Source organism: Mesorhizobium sp. Pch-S, assembly GCF_004136315.1.
In the GTDB taxonomy this organism is placed as follows: Bacteria; Pseudomonadota; Alphaproteobacteria; order Rhizobiales; family Rhizobiaceae; genus Mesorhizobium.
On the sequence record NZ_CP029562.1, the window covers coordinates 1,466,294 to 1,482,860 of the forward strand.

The 16,567-nt window shown below is 64.7% G+C and carries 23 protein-coding genes and 1 pseudogene; 9 read left to right on the plus strand and 15 right to left on the minus strand.

Going from position 1 to position 16,567, the window contains the following annotated elements:
- Window positions 1–102: 102 nt before the first annotated feature.
- Both C1M53_RS06780 and C1M53_RS06785 read right to left on the minus strand, forming a co-directional pair.
- On the minus strand, window positions 103–573 hold the full coding sequence (locus tag C1M53_RS06780) for a GFA family protein (RefSeq protein WP_129411542.1): 471 nt from the start codon (window positions 571–573) through the stop codon (window positions 103–105).
- 102 nt (window positions 574–675) lie between these two features.
- Window positions 676–903: a hypothetical protein gene (locus C1M53_RS06785; protein WP_129411543.1), complete on the minus strand. Its 228-nt coding sequence runs from the start codon at window positions 901–903 to the stop codon at window positions 676–678.
- 226 nt (window positions 904–1,129) lie between these two features.
- Here C1M53_RS06785 and C1M53_RS06790 point away from each other — a divergent pair, with 226 nt between their 5' ends.
- Window positions 1,130–2,134, plus strand: a complete 1,005-nt coding sequence (locus tag C1M53_RS06790; RefSeq protein WP_129411544.1) for a DUF4105 domain-containing protein — start codon at window positions 1,130–1,132, stop codon at window positions 2,132–2,134.
- Between the two features lie 12 nt (window positions 2,135–2,146).
- Here C1M53_RS06790 and C1M53_RS06795 read toward each other — a convergent pair whose 3' ends face one another.
- The 3 genes from C1M53_RS06795 to C1M53_RS32320 all read right to left on the minus strand — a co-directional run bounded on the left by C1M53_RS06795 (window position 2,147) and on the right by C1M53_RS32320 (window position 4,017).
- Entirely contained in the window at window positions 2,147–2,422 is a 276-nt protein-coding gene (locus tag C1M53_RS06795) for a hypothetical protein (protein WP_129411545.1), read from the minus strand.
- Between the two features lie 48 nt (window positions 2,423–2,470).
- On the minus strand, window positions 2,471–3,391 hold the full coding sequence (locus tag C1M53_RS06800) for a M48 family metalloprotease (protein WP_129411546.1): 921 nt from the start codon (window positions 3,389–3,391) through the stop codon (window positions 2,471–2,473).
- Window positions 3,392–3,885: 494 nt separating this feature from the next.
- The gene (locus C1M53_RS32320; RefSeq protein WP_281040922.1) at window positions 3,886–4,017 is read right to left on the minus strand and encodes a hypothetical protein; all 132 of its coding nucleotides are present in this window, start codon (window positions 4,015–4,017) and stop codon (window positions 3,886–3,888) included.
- A gap of 158 nt (window positions 4,018–4,175) precedes the next feature.
- Between C1M53_RS32320 and C1M53_RS06805 the strand changes: the two genes are divergently transcribed.
- The gene (locus C1M53_RS06805; protein ID WP_245488470.1) at window positions 4,176–4,607 is read left to right on the plus strand and encodes a nuclear transport factor 2 family protein; all 432 of its coding nucleotides are present in this window, start codon (window positions 4,176–4,178) and stop codon (window positions 4,605–4,607) included.
- A 117-nt stretch (window positions 4,608–4,724) separates the two neighbouring features.
- On the opposite strand, the gene C1M53_RS06810 is transcribed toward C1M53_RS06805, so the two are convergent.
- Entirely contained in the window at window positions 4,725–4,937 is a 213-nt protein-coding gene (locus C1M53_RS06810; RefSeq protein WP_129411547.1) for a hypothetical protein, read from the minus strand.
- Between the two features lie 231 nt (window positions 4,938–5,168).
- Between C1M53_RS06810 and C1M53_RS06815 the strand changes: the two genes are divergently transcribed.
- The gene (locus tag C1M53_RS06815) at window positions 5,169–5,480 is read left to right on the plus strand and encodes a hypothetical protein (RefSeq protein ID WP_129411548.1); all 312 of its coding nucleotides are present in this window, start codon (window positions 5,169–5,171) and stop codon (window positions 5,478–5,480) included.
- Between the two features lie 399 nt (window positions 5,481–5,879).
- On the opposite strand, the gene C1M53_RS06820 is transcribed toward C1M53_RS06815, so the two are convergent.
- On the minus strand, window positions 5,880–6,803 hold the full coding sequence (locus tag C1M53_RS06820) for a LysR family transcriptional regulator (protein WP_129416057.1): 924 nt from the start codon (window positions 6,801–6,803) through the stop codon (window positions 5,880–5,882).
- A 128-nt stretch (window positions 6,804–6,931) separates the two neighbouring features.
- On the opposite strand from C1M53_RS06820, the gene C1M53_RS06825 reads away from it, so the two are divergent.
- Window positions 6,932–7,708 carry an SDR family oxidoreductase gene (locus C1M53_RS06825; RefSeq protein WP_129411549.1) on the plus strand — a complete coding sequence of 259 codons (777 nt, stop codon included), beginning with the start codon at window positions 6,932–6,934 and terminating at the stop codon, window positions 7,706–7,708.
- Window positions 7,701–8,101 (plus strand): annotated as a pseudogene (locus tag C1M53_RS06830) (heme-binding protein). The gene C1M53_RS06825 and the pseudogene C1M53_RS06830 overlap by 8 nt, the downstream one beginning before the upstream one ends.
- An 86-nt stretch (window positions 8,102–8,187) precedes the next feature.
- On the opposite strand, the gene C1M53_RS06835 reads toward C1M53_RS06830, so the two are convergent.
- From C1M53_RS06835 to C1M53_RS06850, 4 genes are all read right to left on the minus strand, one after another.
- Entirely contained in the window at window positions 8,188–8,556 is a 369-nt protein-coding gene (locus tag C1M53_RS06835; RefSeq protein ID WP_129411550.1) for a protamine-2 (modular protein), read from the minus strand.
- Window positions 8,557–8,846: 290 nt separating this feature from the next.
- Window positions 8,847–9,047, minus strand: coding sequence for a CsbD family protein (locus C1M53_RS06840; protein ID WP_129411551.1), 201 nt, complete (start codon window positions 9,045–9,047; stop codon window positions 8,847–8,849).
- Between the two features lie 272 nt (window positions 9,048–9,319).
- Window positions 9,320–9,652, minus strand: coding sequence for a DUF2934 domain-containing protein (locus C1M53_RS06845; protein ID WP_129411552.1), 333 nt, complete (start codon window positions 9,650–9,652; stop codon window positions 9,320–9,322).
- 91 nt (window positions 9,653–9,743) lie between these two features.
- Window positions 9,744–10,058, minus strand: a complete 315-nt coding sequence (locus C1M53_RS06850; RefSeq protein WP_129411553.1) for a hypothetical protein — start codon at window positions 10,056–10,058, stop codon at window positions 9,744–9,746.
- Between the two features lie 246 nt (window positions 10,059–10,304).
- Here C1M53_RS06850 and C1M53_RS06855 point away from each other — a divergent pair, with 246 nt between their 5' ends.
- From C1M53_RS06855 to C1M53_RS06870, 4 genes are all read left to right on the plus strand, one after another.
- Entirely contained in the window at window positions 10,305–10,535 is a 231-nt protein-coding gene (locus tag C1M53_RS06855; protein WP_129411554.1) for a hypothetical protein, read from the plus strand.
- Between the two features lie 240 nt (window positions 10,536–10,775).
- Window positions 10,776–11,081: a hypothetical protein gene (locus tag C1M53_RS06860; protein ID WP_207213119.1), complete on the plus strand. Its 306-nt coding sequence runs from the start codon at window positions 10,776–10,778 to the stop codon at window positions 11,079–11,081.
- Window positions 11,078–11,320 (plus strand): CPCC family cysteine-rich protein, encoded by a 243-nt coding sequence (locus C1M53_RS06865; RefSeq protein ID WP_129411555.1) that lies wholly within the window; start codon window positions 11,078–11,080, stop codon window positions 11,318–11,320. Before C1M53_RS06860 ends, C1M53_RS06865 begins: the two co-directional genes overlap by 4 nt.
- Window positions 11,321–11,359: 39 nt before the next feature.
- Window positions 11,360–11,854, plus strand: a complete 495-nt coding sequence (locus C1M53_RS06870) for a DUF523 domain-containing protein (RefSeq protein ID WP_207213074.1) — start codon at window positions 11,360–11,362, stop codon at window positions 11,852–11,854.
- A gap of 9 nt (window positions 11,855–11,863) precedes the next feature.
- On the opposite strand, the gene C1M53_RS06875 is transcribed toward C1M53_RS06870, so the two are convergent.
- The 4 genes from C1M53_RS06875 to C1M53_RS06890 form a co-directional block, all read right to left on the minus strand.
- A complete protein-coding gene (locus tag C1M53_RS06875) occupies window positions 11,864–12,229 on the minus strand; it encodes a hypothetical protein (protein ID WP_129411556.1) in 366 nt (121 codons plus the stop codon).
- A 202-nt stretch (window positions 12,230–12,431) separates the two neighbouring features.
- Window positions 12,432–14,036, minus strand: coding sequence for a hypothetical protein (locus C1M53_RS06880; protein ID WP_129411557.1), 1,605 nt, complete (start codon window positions 14,034–14,036; stop codon window positions 12,432–12,434).
- 141 nt (window positions 14,037–14,177) lie between these two features.
- Window positions 14,178–15,638: a right-handed parallel beta-helix repeat-containing protein gene (locus C1M53_RS06885; protein ID WP_129411558.1), complete on the minus strand. Its 1,461-nt coding sequence runs from the start codon at window positions 15,636–15,638 to the stop codon at window positions 14,178–14,180.
- Window positions 15,639–15,686: 48 nt separating this feature from the next.
- A complete protein-coding gene (locus C1M53_RS06890; RefSeq protein WP_129411559.1) occupies window positions 15,687–16,088 on the minus strand; it encodes a hypothetical protein in 402 nt (133 codons plus the stop codon).
- Window positions 16,089–16,567 lie beyond the last annotated feature (479 nt).

Consider the following 16,567-nt stretch of genomic DNA (forward strand, 5'->3'; position numbering starts at 1 on the left):
CCGACAAACCGCACCGAAATCCAGCGACGGTCACCGAAGATAGCTATCATCGATCAGGCATGCCGGAAAGTTCCGCCGAGCGGGTAACCCGCCTTGCCATTGTCAGCCGCGATCTTCCTCGAACTGTTTTGCCGACCGCACGGGACGCAGCCAGGGCTCGCGGCGCTTCGTCCACAGTTCGTAGCCCGGCGTGAAGCCGGCAGGCGCCCGGTCGAGCGCGCCGGCCATGATTTCCGCTTCTTCGGGGCGCAGCGAAAACACGCGGGACCCGCAGGAAGAGCAGAAGCTCCTGCCTTCATAGACCCCCGTCGGACCGGTGCAGGCAAAGGCCGAACGGTCCCAGATCAGGAACGTCGAGAATGCGCTGCCGCTGGCGCGGCGACAGTCCTGGCAATGACAGAGGCCGGCGCGGATCGGGTCGCCCGCGAGCGTGAACTTCACCGCTCCGCACAGGCAGGCGCCAGTGATCGTGGTTTCCTCGCGGCCCGTCGACCCCTTGCGCAGCGCCGCGGTTCCGGCGGCATCGGTCTCGTTGATCGCGCTGTCCTTCTCCAGATGCCGGACCTTCGCCATGGCTCGATCTCCTTTCGGGATCGAACGGATGAGCACGACAGACGTTCCCCTGGACATGGCGTGGCGGAAACGGAGGGAGATGGGCCCGAGGCAACCGGCCTGTCAGAAACGGGAGCCGAGATGGATGCGATTCAGGATCTGGCAGGCGGCTTCGGCACGGAACAGCGATCGGTTGACCAGTTGCTGTCCGTCCAGCTCCGCCGCCCGGTTGAGCGCGTTGTCCCAGACCTTCCAGGTGCCCGCAGGCTCTTGAATGCATTCGTATCGGGGCCGGCCCATCGAAGCCTCGCTGTCCAAACCTCCCAGTTTTGCGTTGAAGTGCGCGCGCATAATACAACTTGCAGCTGTTGTCAGCCCCAAACTGCGATTTGGTACGAAAGTACAGGGTTTGCCGAAGAACAGGACACGCCTGAGACCGCACGTGAGGCAAGCCACCCCGCATACGATCCGATGGCCGCGTTCGGCAACTCCTAGTACGGGAACTTGATTTCCAGGCCGTGCTCGTCAACCTGACATATGCCCGGCGGCCATGCCGGGTGTGATTCCGGGAGTTTCGATGCGTCGTGCCGGTCTTTATGGGCTGATTGCCCTCCTGGTCCTTGCCATCGCGCTGGCAAGCGTGTGGGCCGGTCTTGCCTTCTTCTACCGGCTGCCGCTGCCGGAAGCCGGCCGCATCGTCGCTGCCGCGCTGTTTTGCCTGTTCGGACTGGCGACACTGGTTGCCCTGTTCACGCGCCTGAGGTGGCGCGCCGTCGGGCTCTTCGCCGTGGTCTTCGCAGGCGTGCTGGTGTGGTGGGCGAGCATCACGCCGCCAGGCGACGCGGCCTTCGTGCCGGAGGATGCGCGCCAGGTGACCGGCAGGATCGAGGGCGACCGGCTGACCCTCACCAACATGCGCAACTTCACCTGGCGATCGAAGACCGATTTCACGGAGAGCTGGGAAACGCGCAGCTACGACCTGTCGAAGCTCAGGACCGTCGACCTGTTCATGTCCTACTGGGCCGGACCGGCCATGGCGCACACCATCGTCAGCTTCGGCTTCGAGGGCGGCGAGCAGGTCGCCTGGTCGATCGAGGCGCGCTATCGGGTGGGCACGGAATATTCGCCGGTGGCCGATGCCTTCAAGACCGACACGCTGATCGTGATCGCGGCCGACGAACGCGACCTGATCGGCCTGCGCACCAATGTGCGCGGCGAGGACGTGCACCTCTACCGGCTCGCCGTGCCGGCCGACCATGCCCGGGTCTTCCTGGCCGGTTATGTCGAGGACGCCAACGCGCTGGCCACGCAGCCGCAATTCTACAATTCGATCACCACCAACTGCACCACGGCGATCGTGCGCATCCTGCGGCTGATCGGGGCCAGCGTGCCGACCGACTGGCGCCTGCTCGTCAACGGCTACCTGCAGGGCTACCTCTATGACCAGAAGCGCCTCGACACCCGGCTGCCGCTGAAGGAGCTGATCGAACGCTCGCGCATCAGCGAACGCGCCAGGGCCTTTGGCATCGGACAGGGCTTTTCCGAGGAGATCCGGCGCGGCGTGCCGGATCCGAACGGCTAGGCGACGCCATATCTAGTTGTCCTGGGCGCGACGATTGAAGCTGTCTACAGCCGCGTTGTAATCGTCGAGAGTTTCATTGGAGCTTTTCTTGAGGCAGGACAGGTACTCTTCGACCTCCGACTGGTAATTCTCCATGTCGCTCTTACAGCTTCGGAAATCGTCCTCATCGTCAAACGCCCCGTAGCCAGAGGCACATGCAGGCACCGATGGCTCGTAGCAACGGCGCGCGGATGCCGGTTGAAACGACACGACCAGCGCTACCGTTGCGAAAAACGAAATCCTGACCATCTGTTTTCAACCTTTAGCGTTCTCTAGCGTCAACCCACGAACCCGCGGCTATCTCCACGCCACCGGATCCAGCGGTGACCAGGGCGGGGTCGCCTTTTGCCTGTCTCCTCGCGCCCAGAAGCCGGTGGCGAACTGGCCGGAGCCGTCGACATCGAGCCGGACCCAGATGGAGCGACCCTCGTCGAACAGGAACACGCTTCTGCCCTTGCGCTTCAGCTCCTCGAACACGGCGAAGGTCTGGCCGTGCTGCACCTCGGTCCAGCGTCGGTCGCGGCCCGAGAACTCCACCACCACCCGGACATAGTTGCCGTCCTTCAGATTGTGCGTGAGCACATTGAGGCGGTCCTCGCCGGCCTTGCCGGTGGCCTTCCTCCAGCCGGCCGATGCGGCGGCAACGCGTTCGGCGCTCGGCGGATGCGTCGCCGATCCGGTGCCCATCCTGGCGAAAACGCGTGTCGCATCGTCCAGGTCGCCGCCGAGGCGGCCGACGATGAAGCCGGCGAAATGATCCGCCTCGAGCTCCCGTGGCGGGCGCGACCCGACATTGTCCAGCGTGTGGCCGCAGAGATGGTGGCCGATTTCATGGGCGAAGACGGCCATGCCCGACCAGTCGCGATTCTGCCGGTCCGCAATCAGCTCCATGAACGGTTCGCTGTAGACGACGAGGCGCTCGCCATCCTGGATGGAGGCGAAGGCATTCGCCTTCGGATCATCGATCGCCAGGACGCGGAAGTTGGCCGGCAGCCCGACGATGCCGCAGATCTCGGCGACGACCCGATCTGCCTTTTCACTCGCCTCAAGTCCGGTCATCGCCGGCAGCTTCCGGTCTTTCGACAGGCCACAGAACGTTCCGGCGCGAATTTTGAAGGCGTTTCCGACAGCCGGAAACGCCAGCATCGCCAGCGCTGTCGCGCCAGCGCCACGCAGCAACGTCCTGCGATCGATCAGACCACAATTGCAGATCCGCAAGAGCCCCTCCCCCCTTTGGCGCGCATGCCAGAGCGTTTCCGCTCTCTCCGGAATAGCTCTAGCGGCTCCCGGGCTGGGGCCACAAGCGACTGGCCCTCAGAATCCGTGGCTTTGTTACATCGGTGTGGATGAATCGCTAACGCTGTCGGGAGAACTGATTGTACCGCCACCCCGCAAGTGCTAGTGCATAATCGTGTCGAGTGGTGTTGGGGAGTACCGCTATGCCTGCCAAGGAACACGAATACCAATCGCCTTACGGGCGTTATTACAAAGTCGCTTTTCTTCTCATCTCTGTCGGCGTCGTTGCTCAGGCATATAGCTGGCTAGCAACTTCCTAGACTCGGCAACACCATTAGCCAACTTGCGGCAGCCGCTGAAGCGGATATCGGCCTCTGCCATTTTTCCTGATGCTGGCGCCGCCGGACAGTTCAACAGCAGACACCCAGGAAGCACCCGCCCCGGCTGACCGGAGCAGGTGCTGTTCGACACACCGATCAGCCGAACGGGGTCCAGTGCTTGCCGTTCGGCAGGCCGCTGCTGATTTTGCCCGACCTGTTAGGCCCGGCGGCGTTTGCGGCGGAGACCGCCAGCAGGCCCGCCACGATGGCAATGACGATACGTTTCATCGATCTATCCCTTCCAGATTGCGCACAAGGCACCTGGCGGTGCCGGATCGCGGCGCGCTTCACGCGACCCGCCTGGATATCTGCCCGGGAACCTTTGGCGTTGGCATACGGCAGATGCCGTATTTCGGCCGGGCTCGTGCGAGGATGGTTATCAAGGAATGAAGCCGCTCAGGAAACCGATGGAGATGGCCGTGGACTGGAACGCCTTTGCCGAGCGCTGGTGCGCCGACTGGAATGCGCACGATCTCGACCGGATCCTGTCGCATTTTGCCGATGACGTCGTCTTCACCTCGCCGATCGCGGCGGGGCTGCTGCCGGAGACGGGCGGCAGGCTGGTCGGCAAGGCGGCACTGCGCGCCTATTGGGAGGTGGGTCTGAGCCGCATCCCCGACCTGCACTTCACCGTCGAGCGCATCTTCGGCGGCATCGACACGCTGGTGATCCAGTACCGCAACCAGAAGGGCGCCAGCGTCAGCGAAGTGCTGCGCTTCGAGAACGGCAAGGTGGTGCGCGGCGACGGCACCTATGCGGTCGGTGCCGACAACCCGGCTGGCCTGCGCGGCCAGAGCAATTCCGGCAAAAGTGCATAGCGGTTTTGCGTCCGGAATTGCGTACAAGGGCAGCGTGTGTCCGCGTTTCCGTGAAAAACGGAAACGCTCTGTCCATGAAGTGCCCGCCCGGCCGGAGCCGAGCAGGCGAAGGAAGAGTTAGCCGCCCCAGCCATGGCCCAGGGTCTTGCAGCCAAATGGCGTGCAGAACGAAGGCCCGCCACCGCCGCCACTCGCCCCCGGCTTGGTCCTGACAAGCGTCGCCGTGGCCTTCTGCGAGTCCTTGGCGATCACCAGCTTGGCCGGAACGCCGGCTGAAGCTGTGCCCGTCAGCATGAAGGCGGCAGCAGCCGCCACGATCATCGATTTCATCTCATCCCTCCTGTCTGATGGACTGCGGCCTGGACCATGCCGCAGCGGAGGAAACCGCGACATACGGCAGATGCCGTAGATCGACCGCGGGGCGATGAAGATGGTTAGCGGGTGATTATTGCCGGCTGCTGTCCGCAGAGGCTGGAAACGCAAGATTCAAGCTTTTGCGGTAAGTCTGCACAATCTGGTGCTTGAGGCATTCTGTTGCGATATTCCCTGAGACAGTTCGCATTGCCGTTTGTCGTACTTGTCGCGATCTTTCTGACGGTCAAGATTTTTGTCAAACCGCACTGGCCATCGCTTGGCGGGCTTACGGGACTCGCCCTCTTCGTTACTATTGCGACCGGGCTGATTACGGCGTGGGGTTGCAGAGACAATTCGTGGTCTGTCAGGATCACAATCGGTCTGGCGTTTGCTCTTTTTGCTGCCACCTCATTGCTGCTTTCCATCTACCTCAATGTGTACGCAAGCGCAGCGCTCTTCCTAGTGGTGCTTTATATCGGTCAGCGGACCAAGAAGTTCTTCGAGAGAAGAGATCTGTAAAAGGGAACGGTCGAGAGCTGGCCATGCCGCTGCGCGAAGGCCTTGATCTCGCAATCAACCGGGTGCCGGCGTCTTCTTCTGTTCCAGGGCGGCGAGCTTCGCCTTAAGAGCCTCGATTTCTTCGGCCAACCTGGCCGCATGGCTGGAAACAAGGGGTAGGGCGAGGCCCGACCTGGGAGCATGCCGAAGCAAAATCGGGCCTCAGCCCACTGACTTACCCCTCGTCAGCAGCGTGAAGTTTGCCAGCAAACGGTGAGTCGGACAATTGCCGGCCGGGCGGACAACGGTGGACTTTAGGCGAAGTCGAGGTGGCATCGACGGGGGCTTGTAGCGTCCCGCTGCAGCCGGCGCTTCGCGACCGCCAATGACCATCCGCTTGCCCGGCCTTGCCCAACGGACCTAACCTGCCGAGGCGCCGGACCTGCGCTCGTTCTGGATCGTGTCGATCAGCGCGCGCAGGCTGCTCGAGACATGGCGGCGGCCGGGGTAATAGAGGCACACGCCCGGGAAGACCGGGCACCAGTCGACGAGGAAGCGCTCGAGGCTGCCTGCCGCAAGCGCATCCCGGACCAGGAAATCGGGCACGAAGGCGATGCCGATGCCGTCGATGGCCGCATCCACCATCAACGCCTGATCGGTGAGCGTGAGCGGGCCGTCGACGGTGACGGTTTCGGCGATGCCGTGGCGCTCGAACTCCCAGCGGTAGAGCGCGCCGCTTTCGAAGCGGAAGCGGATGCAATCGTGCTGGTGGAGATCCTGCGGGACGGCAGGACGGCCGCGACGCCGGACGTAATCGGGGGAAGCGACAGCGGCGAACTGCACCGTTTCGGTGAGGCGCACCGCGATCATGTCCTGCGGCACGGCTTCGGCAAGGCGGATGCCGGCGTCGAAGCCGTTGGCGACGATGTCGCTCAGCCTGCCGTCGGTGACGATGTCGAGATGGATCTGCGGGTACCGGCCGAGGAACCGTGCCAGAAGCGGGCGCAGGATCATGCGTATCGCCGCATCGCTGGCATTGATGCGCACCGTGCCGCTCGGCACCTCGCGGAAATCGTTGGCCTCCTGCAGCGCCTCCGCGATCGAGGTCACGGCGGGGCGCAGCCTGGCGGCAAGGCGCTGTCCGGCCTCGGTCAGCGAGACGCTGCGCGTCGTGCGGTTGAACAGGCGTACGCCAAGGCGCTGCTCGAGGCTGCGGACGGAATGGCTGACGGCGGAACCGGTGACATTCAGTTCGATCGACGCCGCGCGGAAACTGCGATGATTGGCCACCGCGAGAAACACGTTGAGCGCGAAAAGATCGGTCGATTGATGAGCGCTGTTCATCACGTCACCAAGGATTGGCGAGATTGTTGCGACAGTCAAGGCTGTCTAGTTTTCAGCAGGTCCCCTCCGGGAGACGTCGCCGTCGCGAAAAAGCGGATGGCTTATCGGACTGAAAAACGAGGACAACCATGTCAAAGACAATCCTGATCACCGGAGCCAGCTCCGGTTTTGGCCGCGGCGCGGCGATCGAGCTCGCCCGGCGCGGACACAAGGTCGTCGCCACCGCCGAGACCTGGCCGCAGGTTCGCAGCCTGCGCGCCGATGCAGGCGATGCAGGCGTCTCGCTGGAAGTGATCAAACTCAACCTGCTCGACGATATCGATATCGCGCATGCCGCGACCTACGATCCCGACATCCTCGTGCTCAACGCCGGTGTGATGGAGAGTGGATCGGTGCTCGACATCCCGCTGCAACGCGCACGCGAATCCTTCGAGATCAACGTCTTCGGTCACATGAAGCTGGCACAGGGCATCGTGCCGAAGATGGTTGCCCGCAAGGCAGGCAAGGTTGTGTGGACCTCATCGATGGGTGGCATCCTGGTCATCCCGTTCCTCGGCGTCTACTGCGCCACCAAGCACGCCATCGAGGCCATCGCCGGGTCGATGCGGGCGGAGCTCGCGCCTTACGGCGTCAAGGTCGCGACGGTGAATCCCGGCGTGTTCGGCACCGGCTTCAACGACACCGGCGCGGAGAGCCACACGCAATGGTACGACGCCAAGGGCGCGATCGTTCCGATGCCGGATTTCGGCGCCGCACTCGCCGATCAATTCGACCCGCAGGAGATGATCGACGCGATGGTCGAGATCATCCCGGCCGAAGAGCACCTTTACCGCACGATGCGTCCCCTCGGCACCATCGACACCGCCAAGGGGTGGCAGGAAACGGAGTGGACGCAAAATGCCTGAGCTGACACTCGACCACGCGCGGCGCCTGGTGGCGCAGGGTGAAGCCGCCGCCAGCAAGATCGGCCTGAAAGCGGTGTTCGCGGTGCTCGACACCGGCGCCAACCTGGTGACCTTCTCCCGCATGGATGGCGCATGGCTGGCATCGAACGAACTGCCATCGCCAAGGCGCGCACCGCCGTGATGTTCCAGGCGCCGACCGAAGCACTGAACACGCCGCTGCAGGTCGGCGAACCGGCCCTGCATTTCGACCACATCCACCATGGCGGGCTGCTGTTGATCGGTGGCGGCGTGCCGCTGCACGACAGCGATGGAACGCTGATCGGCGCCGTTGGCGTATCGGGTGGCGCCCCGGATCAGGATGCGGCGATCGCACGCGCGGCCGCCGCGGCGTAAAGGCCCGGGGCAGCCCCACATTGTGTTGCCCGGACAGCCCGCCGATCGCGGCAGCGGGCTGTCCGTCAGATCATTCGCCGGACTTTTTACCAGCCGCCGCGCCAGACGCGCTCACGCCAGCAGCGCACGCGCCATTCGCCACGACGCCAGACGCGGCGGCAGACACGGCGCCAGCGCGGGCCGCGGCCGTAGCGTGGTCCATCACGCCAGTGGTGGCGGCGCCAGCCGGGGCGGTCGTCCCAGCCGCGGCGGTGCCAGCGGCGATGGTCGACCTGCTCGACCTGTGCCTCGGCGTCGCCGTCGAGAACCGCGGGCTCGGCCCTGTCCAGTTCGTCCAGGATGCCGGGGCCTGGGGCCGCGACACCAGCGAAGGCCTGGGCGGGCCGCAGGGCGGAAACCGCTACCGCCGCTCCGGCAAGACCGAGAGCCGACATCAGAAACTGCCGTCGTTCCATTGTATCCTCCAAGAAAAAGCGTCCCTGATTCACTGAACAGCCGGAACGCTGAATGGTTCCTGAACGATGATGCGGGCTTTTTATGGGTCCCTCATTGAAGCGCTACAAAAAACCGTGGTGGCCGCTGCGCGATGGGCGTTCTTATCGGGCGGCGGATGAGCGCCGATACGACGACCGTTGCGCCGTCGAGAGGATACAAAGAAGGGACCCCGGCCGAAGCCGGGATCCCTGCCTCCTCCACCTATGCTTTCATGGCCGCCGCGTCCGTGCGAGGCCGGCCACTGCGCGGTTCAGGGCAGACGGCTGAACCAGCTGTCGACGTCGCTTTTGGCGCGATCCTTGGCGATGCCGTAGCGCTCCTGGATCTTGCCTTCGAGCTGGTCGCGGCGGCCGGCGATCTGGTCGATGTCGTCATCGGTGAGCTTGCCCCACTGCTCCTTGACCTTGCCCTTGACCTGCTTCCAGTTTCCTTCGATGCGGTTCCAGTCCATGGTTTCTTCTCCATTGGGCGGGGATCGCCCGTTTCGGGATCTGCGGCCTCGCCGGCCGCGTTCCGGGTTTGCGGCCGCACGGCCGCGCTGCCCGATCGTTCATCCAGTGCTGTCCCTGGGGATCAGTGCCAGAACAGCAGGATCAGGATGATGACCGGGATGGGGATGCCGAGCAGCCACAACAGAATGCCACGACCCATTGTCAGGTCCTCCTTGCAGGGATGGCCTCAACATGAACCGCGCAGGCGCGGTCCGGCGAAAAATGGAAAACTCTAGATGCGGCTGGAGCGCAGCCGCTGTGCCGGCGCGGCGCGCGCCTTGGGCTGGCCCGGCAATCGGATCACCGGCTCGGCAAGCCTGCCCATCCTGACCGGCAAGGCGGCCCTGCCCGGCTTGCGGTTGAGCCCCGTATCCTTGCGGGCGGTATCATCCTTACGGGCCGCATCCTCGCGATCGATTTCGCGCAGCGCCAGCAGCCAATGCTGCTCCTGCTGGTCTCCGGGGCATCCTTCCTGCAGCCATATCTCGGCTGCCCGAGCGCGGATGCGTGCGTAACGCTCATTGCGTGCGTGACCCAAAACAGCCTCCTGGTTGAAATCCGTCATGGAGGGGCAACCGCTCAAAAGAGGGATGGTTCCGAAAAACTTCGGAAGTTGGCAGCCGGAGTTTGCAGCACATGGCATGGCCGCGAGGCCGTTATTTCTCCTGCAATGTGCCAAGTTGCGCACCGTCGCGCTGGACGGCTGCACCAGAACCGGACAGCCGGCAGGCGTCGTCGTCCGGCATGTCATGCGCCGTTTCGCCCTTGTCGAATTCAACCACGGCGCCGACCGACAGGGTCGCATGCAGGACCGCCTTTTCGATGCCCGGCAAGGGCACGTTCTGGAAGCGGGCGGTGCGCCGGATGGCAAGAGCGATGGCCGAGACATTGACGCAACCTTCGCTGGCCTTGGCCTGGATGACGGCGTCCCAGGTTTCGCTGAGCAGCCGCGACGGAAGGGGACGTTTCATCGTCCGATTCCTTTCCTTGATTGGCAAAAGCGGATAGTGCGCCCAATTCCGCTGAAATACAACCGAAAGTCAAAATTATTTCAATGAAATCATATAGTTAGTATAGTATGCGGCATGGTTCATCTGTGCCGGATGCTGACTGTGTGCAGATTCTACTTGCAGCATATAAGCAGTGAACTATGTATTTGATGCAGTGTGTGTCACTTACTCATTTTTGACCTGAAAGGACGGTTGAGGGAGACATCCATGGCGGATCTGGGAAGACCGGAACGGCTGCAGATCATGTTGAGCGCCGAGGAGCTCGAAGCGCTGGAAAACTGGCGCTACGAAAAACGCATGCCATCGCGCGCCGCCGCCATCCGCGAACTGCTGCGGCTCGGCCTGGCGGCCGAAGGCATACTGGTCAGCGGCCAGGGCATCAAATCGCGCGAATTCGGTGTGCTGTCGGGCAATGGCGACGAGGGAAATACGGACTGAGCCGGATGTTTGCCCGGTGAGCCGACGCCGATCATTCGGCGACGTGCCGGCGCCGCCAGAGGTGTTGCCGGGAAGGCGTCAGGGATTGCTGCGCACCAACCGGTTTCGCCAGGCCTGCGGACCGCGCGGGCCAAGCCGGTTCTGATCGCCGACGGCATCCGCCCAAGCAGCCAAGAGGAGGATGATCTGACCGCCGACACCGTCACGCTCTGGCGCCCGGTTGGGCCGGAAGAGCTGGAGCTGATCCGCCAGGCCGGCATGAAGGCCTCCCGGCTGCCCGACCAGCCGATCTTCTATCCCGTCACCATGCAGGACTATGCGGTGAAGATCGCGCGCGACTGGAACGTGCCGCGCAGCGGCGTCGGCTATGTCACCCGGTTCGCGGTGCGCCGCGATGTCCTCGACCGCTACCCGGTCCAGGAAGCGGGCGGACGCGCGCACAGCGAATACTGGGTGCCCGCCGGGGAGCTCGACGCCTTCAACGCCGCGATCGTCGGCGACATCGAAATTGTCCAGCAGTTCGGCGACGACGCGGGCGAGGCATGAGCGGCGCCCGCTGTCCCTGCTGCGGTTTCCGCACGCTGGGCGAACGCGGTGCGTTCGAGATATGCCCCGTCTGCTTCTGGCAGGATGACGGCCAGGACGAGAGCGACCTGGAGAGCGTCCGCGGCGGTCCGAACGGCGAACTTTCGCTGCTGCAGGCAAGACTGAACTTCACGGCGTTCGGCGCCTGTGCGAAAAGGCTCGTACCCCATGTGCGCCGACCGCTCGATGACGAGCGGTAGCGGCATGCGGAACGCAGTGGCCAGGGCCCGGTTTCAGCCGTGATGGAAAAGATCCTCGTCAGCGCCTGCCTTCTCGGCCGTCCGGTCCGCTACAACGGCTCGGCCAAGCCGCTCGCGCATCCATCGCTGGAGCGATGGCGCCAGGAAGGGCGGGTCGTGGCGATCTGCCCGGAACTGACCGCCGGTTTCAGCGTGCCGCGCCCGCCTGCCGAGATTGCCGGAGGAAAGGATGGCCACGCCGTTCTTGCCGGAAGCGCCAGGGTGTTCGAGGCAACGGGCGGCGATGTCACCGACCTTTTCGTCGCCGGCGCGCGCGCAGCCCTGGCGCTGGCGCGCCAGCACGATTGCCGGTTTGCCCTGCTGATCGACGGCAGCCCGTCCTGCGGCAGCGGCTTCATCCATGATGGCAGTTTCAGCGGGCACAGGCACCCCGGCGCCGGCGTGACCGCCACCCTGCTCCGCGACCACGGCATCGAGGTGTTTTCCGACAGCGAGGTCGAGGCGTTGGAACGGCGGTTGTCGCCGCGAGCCTGAACTGCTGCATCACATGCGGATCTTGCCGTCGCATTGGTAAGTGAGGTTGACCTGTTCCCGCGCGATGCTCAGGTCCACCACCGACTCGAACAGGCGCGTGCCTTCACTCATGATCAGGACGACGAGCGGCCCGAACCTTGCTTCACAGGAAACACCGTTGTCACCCGGCACGCAGCTCAGTGTCCGCGGCGCCGAGACCTTGCCCGCGAATGTGCCGGTGACGAAAATCGTCCTGCCGATCACCTCGACCTGGCGCACGGCGGAAACCCGCACGTTGCCCCAGCGCCCCTCCACCGAACGGCACTCGACGGCGCTGGCCACCGACGGGACCAGCAGCAACAGCCCGGCAACCGTGTACCTGATCGCGCTTTTCATGGCGCCGCGAACCTCAAAGAGACGGCGCGATCTAAGCCGCTTTCGCCGAGGCCGGCAAGCCGACGCGGGGCAGCCAACTTTCCCCCGAGGCTCCGCCGGCAAGCTGACGCTGCCCGCGATGTGCCTGTCGACGGTGGTTGCGGGCGAGTGGTGGGGAGCGGCGCGCTCGACCAAGAGCACGCCGCAGACATTCGAGATGATCTCAGGTCACCACCATCACCTGGTAGCCCGCGGCCACCGGCATTTTGTAGAGCATGCCGGAGGTAAGCCCGCCCGCCACCGCGCCGGCATTGTCGGCATAGGTGTTGAGCGGCAGGATCATCGGCGACGGTCCGCCATAAGGTATCCAGACATTGTTGATGCGGCGCTCGCCGACATCTGTCCTGGCGGAGGTTCCGTATGCACCGGTGCCCAGTACGGCCGCCAGCCTGTCCATGCGGCCTTCGATGATGAGATCGTTGAGCAGGTTGTGGAACCTGCCATGGTTGTTGGCCTGGGCGCTCTCGCTGTCATACAGCGCCACGTCCACGCTCGACGTGCGGATGTCGTATTCGTTGGCCACGGCGGCGACGATATCGTTGCGCACGGCGTAGTCCGCGCCGCCGCCTCTATGGTGGACCTTGTACTGGTTGAGCGTGCGGTTGCCATTGGTACCGGCGCCGGGCGCCGGCGTGCGGTTGTCGACCAGCACCCTGGCGTTGCCGTTGAACTCGATCGCGACCTTGTTGTTGTAGCCGATATAGTGACGCACGAGCGCGCCGAGCTGGCCGTAATCCGTGTCATTCCACAGCGTGACGTCGCGAATGACTGCATTGGCGTAACGGTCGATGAAGATGGCCCCAAAAGCCTGCTTGGCGGCCTCATCGGCGCCATGGCTTTCGCGGCCGCAATTGTAGCCGGTGACGCCTTCGACGACGGCGCTGTTGTCGGAGACCAGGAGCGACGCCGGAGTATAGGTCTGCATCAGGCTGATCATGCGGTCGCACCGCACCATGGTCAGGTTCTTGTAGTGGATGCCTGTGCTGACACCGCCATCATGATCGCCACCTGTCTCCACACCGACGGTGCAGTCCACGATGAGCGTGCCTTCGGCGGTGCAGTTCTGGACATCGGCTTCGATCTGGATGCCCTTGCCGCCGGTTCCGATCGGCGCGCTGTTGCCATGACGGCAGTTCTTCACGATGCCGCCACGGATGCGCAGGTTGCGAACGAAGGCGCCGCCAACGCCATTCTCGCCTCCCGGCCTGTTAGCCGCATAACCGAGGTTTCCGCCGTCGACGAGCGGATTGTCGAACAAGACGTTCTCGGAAGGAACGGGTGGTATGGTCCCTAAAGGCCCTTCGCTATAGGCGACGATGACGGCGCCGACGGATGAGGTCTGCGTGAGCTTGATGAAGCTGTTGCCGACCCAGGCGACAGTGGTGTTCGAGCGCACCAGCAAAGTATCGTTCACCTCGAAGTCGCCATTCCTGTCGTCGGGAATGACGATCCTGCCGCGTGTGTCGATGGCTGCCTGGATGGCGGTGTGGTTGGCGGCGCCGTGGCCGGAGCCGGCAATGGCGCCATACCAGCGGATGTCCTTGCCGGTCATGGCCCAGCTGCCTTCGCGCACCCACACCTTGGTGGCGTCGAAAGTCGAGCGGACGAAGATGCCTTGCTGGGTGTCAGCGTCGACCTCGGCGGCAATGCCGGCATAGTCCTTGAGCAGGAACTGCCCCTCGCGGCCTGCCTCTTTCAGGTAGGCGGAGGTGATGACGGTCGTGTCGTAGGCTTTCATCTCGGTGCGGTTGGCGGGATAGGCGTTCATGGCAGTTCCTTCCGGTTGCAGGTTGGATGCGAATTGCTGCTGCCGCGCTCACGCCGCGCGCTGGCAGGCGGAGCTTGGCGCAGGTGGGCCGCCCCTGGCCTTGGCGGCTGCGCCCTGGAGCGCGGCGCGACCGGCCGCCGGCTAAAGATCCGTGACGATCGTGCCCGCCGTCGAGGTGTCGCGGATGCGGTTGGCGGCGGCGAAGCCGTCGAGGTCGTTCTCGAAGATGTCGACGGCGCGCGGCGCGTTGACCGCGACGCGGAACGCGGTGGCGCCGGCGTGGGTGGCGCGCACGGTGTTGCGCCTGACGAAGATCTTCTGCGTCGAGGACCCCAGGCCGGAATGGATGTGCAGGCCGTAGGCGACGTTCTGGACGAAGCAGAGATTGCCGCAACAGCGCCCGGACAGTGCCGTGTAGCGGATCGCCGCCTGCACCGAGGCGGTGTCCGCCGGCATGACGACGTCATTGTCCAGGCAATCGGCATCAAAGCCATAGGCAGTCGCGCTGCCGCTCGGCGCGATGTCGATGCCGGTCCGGGCGACAGCGCGGATCCGGTTGCGGGCTACGGTGAAATCCTGCGCCTTGCCATAGATGCCGATGCCGACGGCGGCGGTGAGCGAACGCGTGACGCCTTCGATGATGTTGTCGGCGATGACGAACCCGTGCGCATAAGCCTGCGTGTCTTCGACCTTGACCTGGATGGCGACGTCGCCGGTGTTGCGGATGCGGTTGTCGACGAACCGCCACCGGGCACCATGGCTGCCATGGTGGAAGGCATGCCGGCTGATGTTGTCGAAGACGCAGCCCGAAACGCTGTAGTCCGACATCCGGCCGACCGCGATGCCGCAGCCTTCCGAGCCGCCGGCGGTTCTGCTGCCGACGATGTCGAGGAAGCGGCAATGGGTGATGCGCCAGCCGGACTGCTCGGCATCGGTGGCGGCCCAGGCGCAAGAGATGCCGACAGTGGTCTTCGTCACCGTCACATTGTCGATGGTGACGCGCTGGGCCGGTGCCTGCTGCAGCCCGGCTTCGAAATCCGGCCCGGCATAACCCGATGCGCCGCCCCAGATGCCAATGAGATGGCGTTCGCTGCCCTCGGTGCCGACCTCGCCGTCGCCTTCGATGGTGATGTCGCGGATGGTCATGCCATCACGGGCGACGATCGCGGCGCAGAAACGTCTGGCGCTGAAGATTTTGAGCCTGCCGTTGCGCACCGTCACCGCGACGGCGGCAGCGGCGAAGGCCAGCGGCCTGGTGTGGACGAATGTGCCGCCGCCGAGATCGACGGTGTGGCCGGCGCCGACCCGGCTGGCCAGTTTCTGCAGGGCGGCATCGGCGTTGGTGACGCCATCCAGCGGCGCGTCGAACTGCGCCGGGGTCCAGCTCCTGCCGTCGAGCGCAACGGCGCGCAGCCTGACGCCGCCGGCCGTCTCGATGTCGCAGTCGCTGGCGGCGGCGGCCACCCGGTAAACGAAGCGCTCCTCGACGGTGCGGACACGATCACCGGGGATGACCGCGCCGGCGCCGTCATAGCGCAGCATCGTGTCGGCAACGAGCGCCGGCACGGAGGCGAATTCCGGCACCTGGTGGTAGAGGGTCATGACGTCTTCCTGTGGCTTGTGGTCCGGTAGGGGCCGGTTCCGGTGCGCTCACGCCGCGCGGATCGCCGCGATCTGGCTGTCGATCGCCGCCTTGCGGGCGGGCACGTCCATATGGGCGTCGGCATAGTCAAGCAGGTCGCGCTCGGCCTCGAGCGCGCCGATCAGCCGTTCACGCTCTCCGGGCGGCGTCGCGGCAAGCGCGCCGCGCGCCGTCTCGTTCCTGGCTTGGGCGATGGCGCAGGCTTGCTGGTGGAAGCGGGCATGGTCGGCGCAGGCATCGAGCGCGCGCTGGAACGACCAGTGGCGATCACGGCAGCCGATCCAGGCGATGAAGCAGGCACCGTCCCTGGTGATGGTACGCTCGTGCACACTGTCGACCGTGACGACCCAGCGGTCTTCGCCGGATTTGCGGAACACCAGGCGGCCCGTGGCATCGATGTGACTGGACATATCCATCCCTTCCTAGGAGCATGGATACGATTATCACATTGCGTGAAGTTATCAATCTTAAAATTCACACTGTGTGAATATCATCAACCGCGATTGCGTCCGACCGAAGACGGTGCGCGCCCGCAAAAAGAAAGCCCGCGCGAGGCGGGCACCGTCAGGATGTGGCGCTCGGCTCGCCTTTGCCACCACCCGCGGAACGCCAGGGATCTGCAACAGCGCCCGGGCGGCGCTTCAGCCCGCCTGGCGCGGCGCGGCAATGGCGCGCGCTCCTGCTGATCCCGCCCGAACCCTCAAGACCAGGACCAGTGCCCGCCCGCCGGAAACGCATGAAAGCCGGGCCCGCCGTCGCGGCAGCCCGGCCGTCACCCTGAAGCCGGCTGTGACGCTTCAACGGCGGCGAACCCGCCGCGACAGAACGCCTGGCGCGGAGCGCGCCTGGAGCATTTCCGGCGACAGCAGAATCGCCCGCAACGCTCTCG

Bases quoted from the DNA above. Each gene is read 5' to 3' on its own strand.
- C1M53_RS06790 (WP_129411544.1), top strand. From the start codon at position 1,130: ATGCGTCGTGCCGGTCTTTATGGGCTGATTGCCCTCCTGGTCCTTGCC.
- C1M53_RS06795 (WP_129411545.1), bottom strand. From the start codon at position 2,422: ATGGTCAGGATTTCGTTTTTCGCAACGGTAGCGCTGGTCGTGTCGTTT.
- C1M53_RS06850 (WP_129411553.1), bottom strand. From the start codon at position 10,058: ATGAAACGTCCCCTTCCGTCGCGGCTGCTCAGCGAAACCTGGGACGCC.
- C1M53_RS06885 (WP_129411558.1), bottom strand. From the start codon at position 15,638: ATGACCCTCTACCACCAGGTGCCGGAATTCGCCTCCGTGCCGGCGCTC.
- C1M53_RS06865 (WP_129411555.1), top strand. From the start codon at position 11,078: ATGAGCGGCGCCCGCTGTCCCTGCTGCGGTTTCCGCACGCTGGGCGAA.
- C1M53_RS06825 (WP_129411549.1), top strand. From the start codon at position 6,932: ATGTCAAAGACAATCCTGATCACCGGAGCCAGCTCCGGTTTTGGCCGC.
- C1M53_RS06840 (WP_129411551.1), bottom strand. From the start codon at position 9,047: ATGGACTGGAACCGCATCGAAGGAAACTGGAAGCAGGTCAAGGGCAAG.
- C1M53_RS06820 (WP_129416057.1), bottom strand. From the start codon at position 6,803: ATGAACAGCGCTCATCAATCGACCGATCTTTTCGCGCTCAACGTGTTT.
- C1M53_RS06890 (WP_129411559.1), bottom strand. From the start codon at position 16,088: ATGTCCAGTCACATCGATGCCACGGGCCGCCTGGTGTTCCGCAAATCC.
- C1M53_RS06810 (WP_129411547.1), bottom strand. From the start codon at position 4,937: ATGAAATCGATGATCGTGGCGGCTGCTGCCGCCTTCATGCTGACGGGC.
- C1M53_RS06805 (WP_245488470.1), top strand. From the start codon at position 4,176: ATGAAGCCGCTCAGGAAACCGATGGAGATGGCCGTGGACTGGAACGCC.
- C1M53_RS06875 (WP_129411556.1), bottom strand. From the start codon at position 12,229: ATGAAAAGCGCGATCAGGTACACGGTTGCCGGGCTGTTGCTGCTGGTC.
- C1M53_RS06845 (WP_129411552.1), bottom strand. From the start codon at position 9,652: ATGACGGATTTCAACCAGGAGGCTGTTTTGGGTCACGCACGCAATGAG.
- C1M53_RS06835 (WP_129411550.1), bottom strand. From the start codon at position 8,556: ATGGAACGACGGCAGTTTCTGATGTCGGCTCTCGGTCTTGCCGGAGCG.
- C1M53_RS06780 (WP_129411542.1), bottom strand. From the start codon at position 573: ATGGCGAAGGTCCGGCATCTGGAGAAGGACAGCGCGATCAACGAGACC.
- C1M53_RS06785 (WP_129411543.1), bottom strand. From the start codon at position 903: ATGCGCGCGCACTTCAACGCAAAACTGGGAGGTTTGGACAGCGAGGCT.
- C1M53_RS06880 (WP_129411557.1), bottom strand. From the start codon at position 14,036: ATGAACGCCTATCCCGCCAACCGCACCGAGATGAAAGCCTACGACACG.
- C1M53_RS06855 (WP_129411554.1), top strand. From the start codon at position 10,305: ATGGCGGATCTGGGAAGACCGGAACGGCTGCAGATCATGTTGAGCGCC.
- C1M53_RS32320 (WP_281040922.1), bottom strand. From the start codon at position 4,017: ATGAAACGTATCGTCATTGCCATCGTGGCGGGCCTGCTGGCGGTCTCC.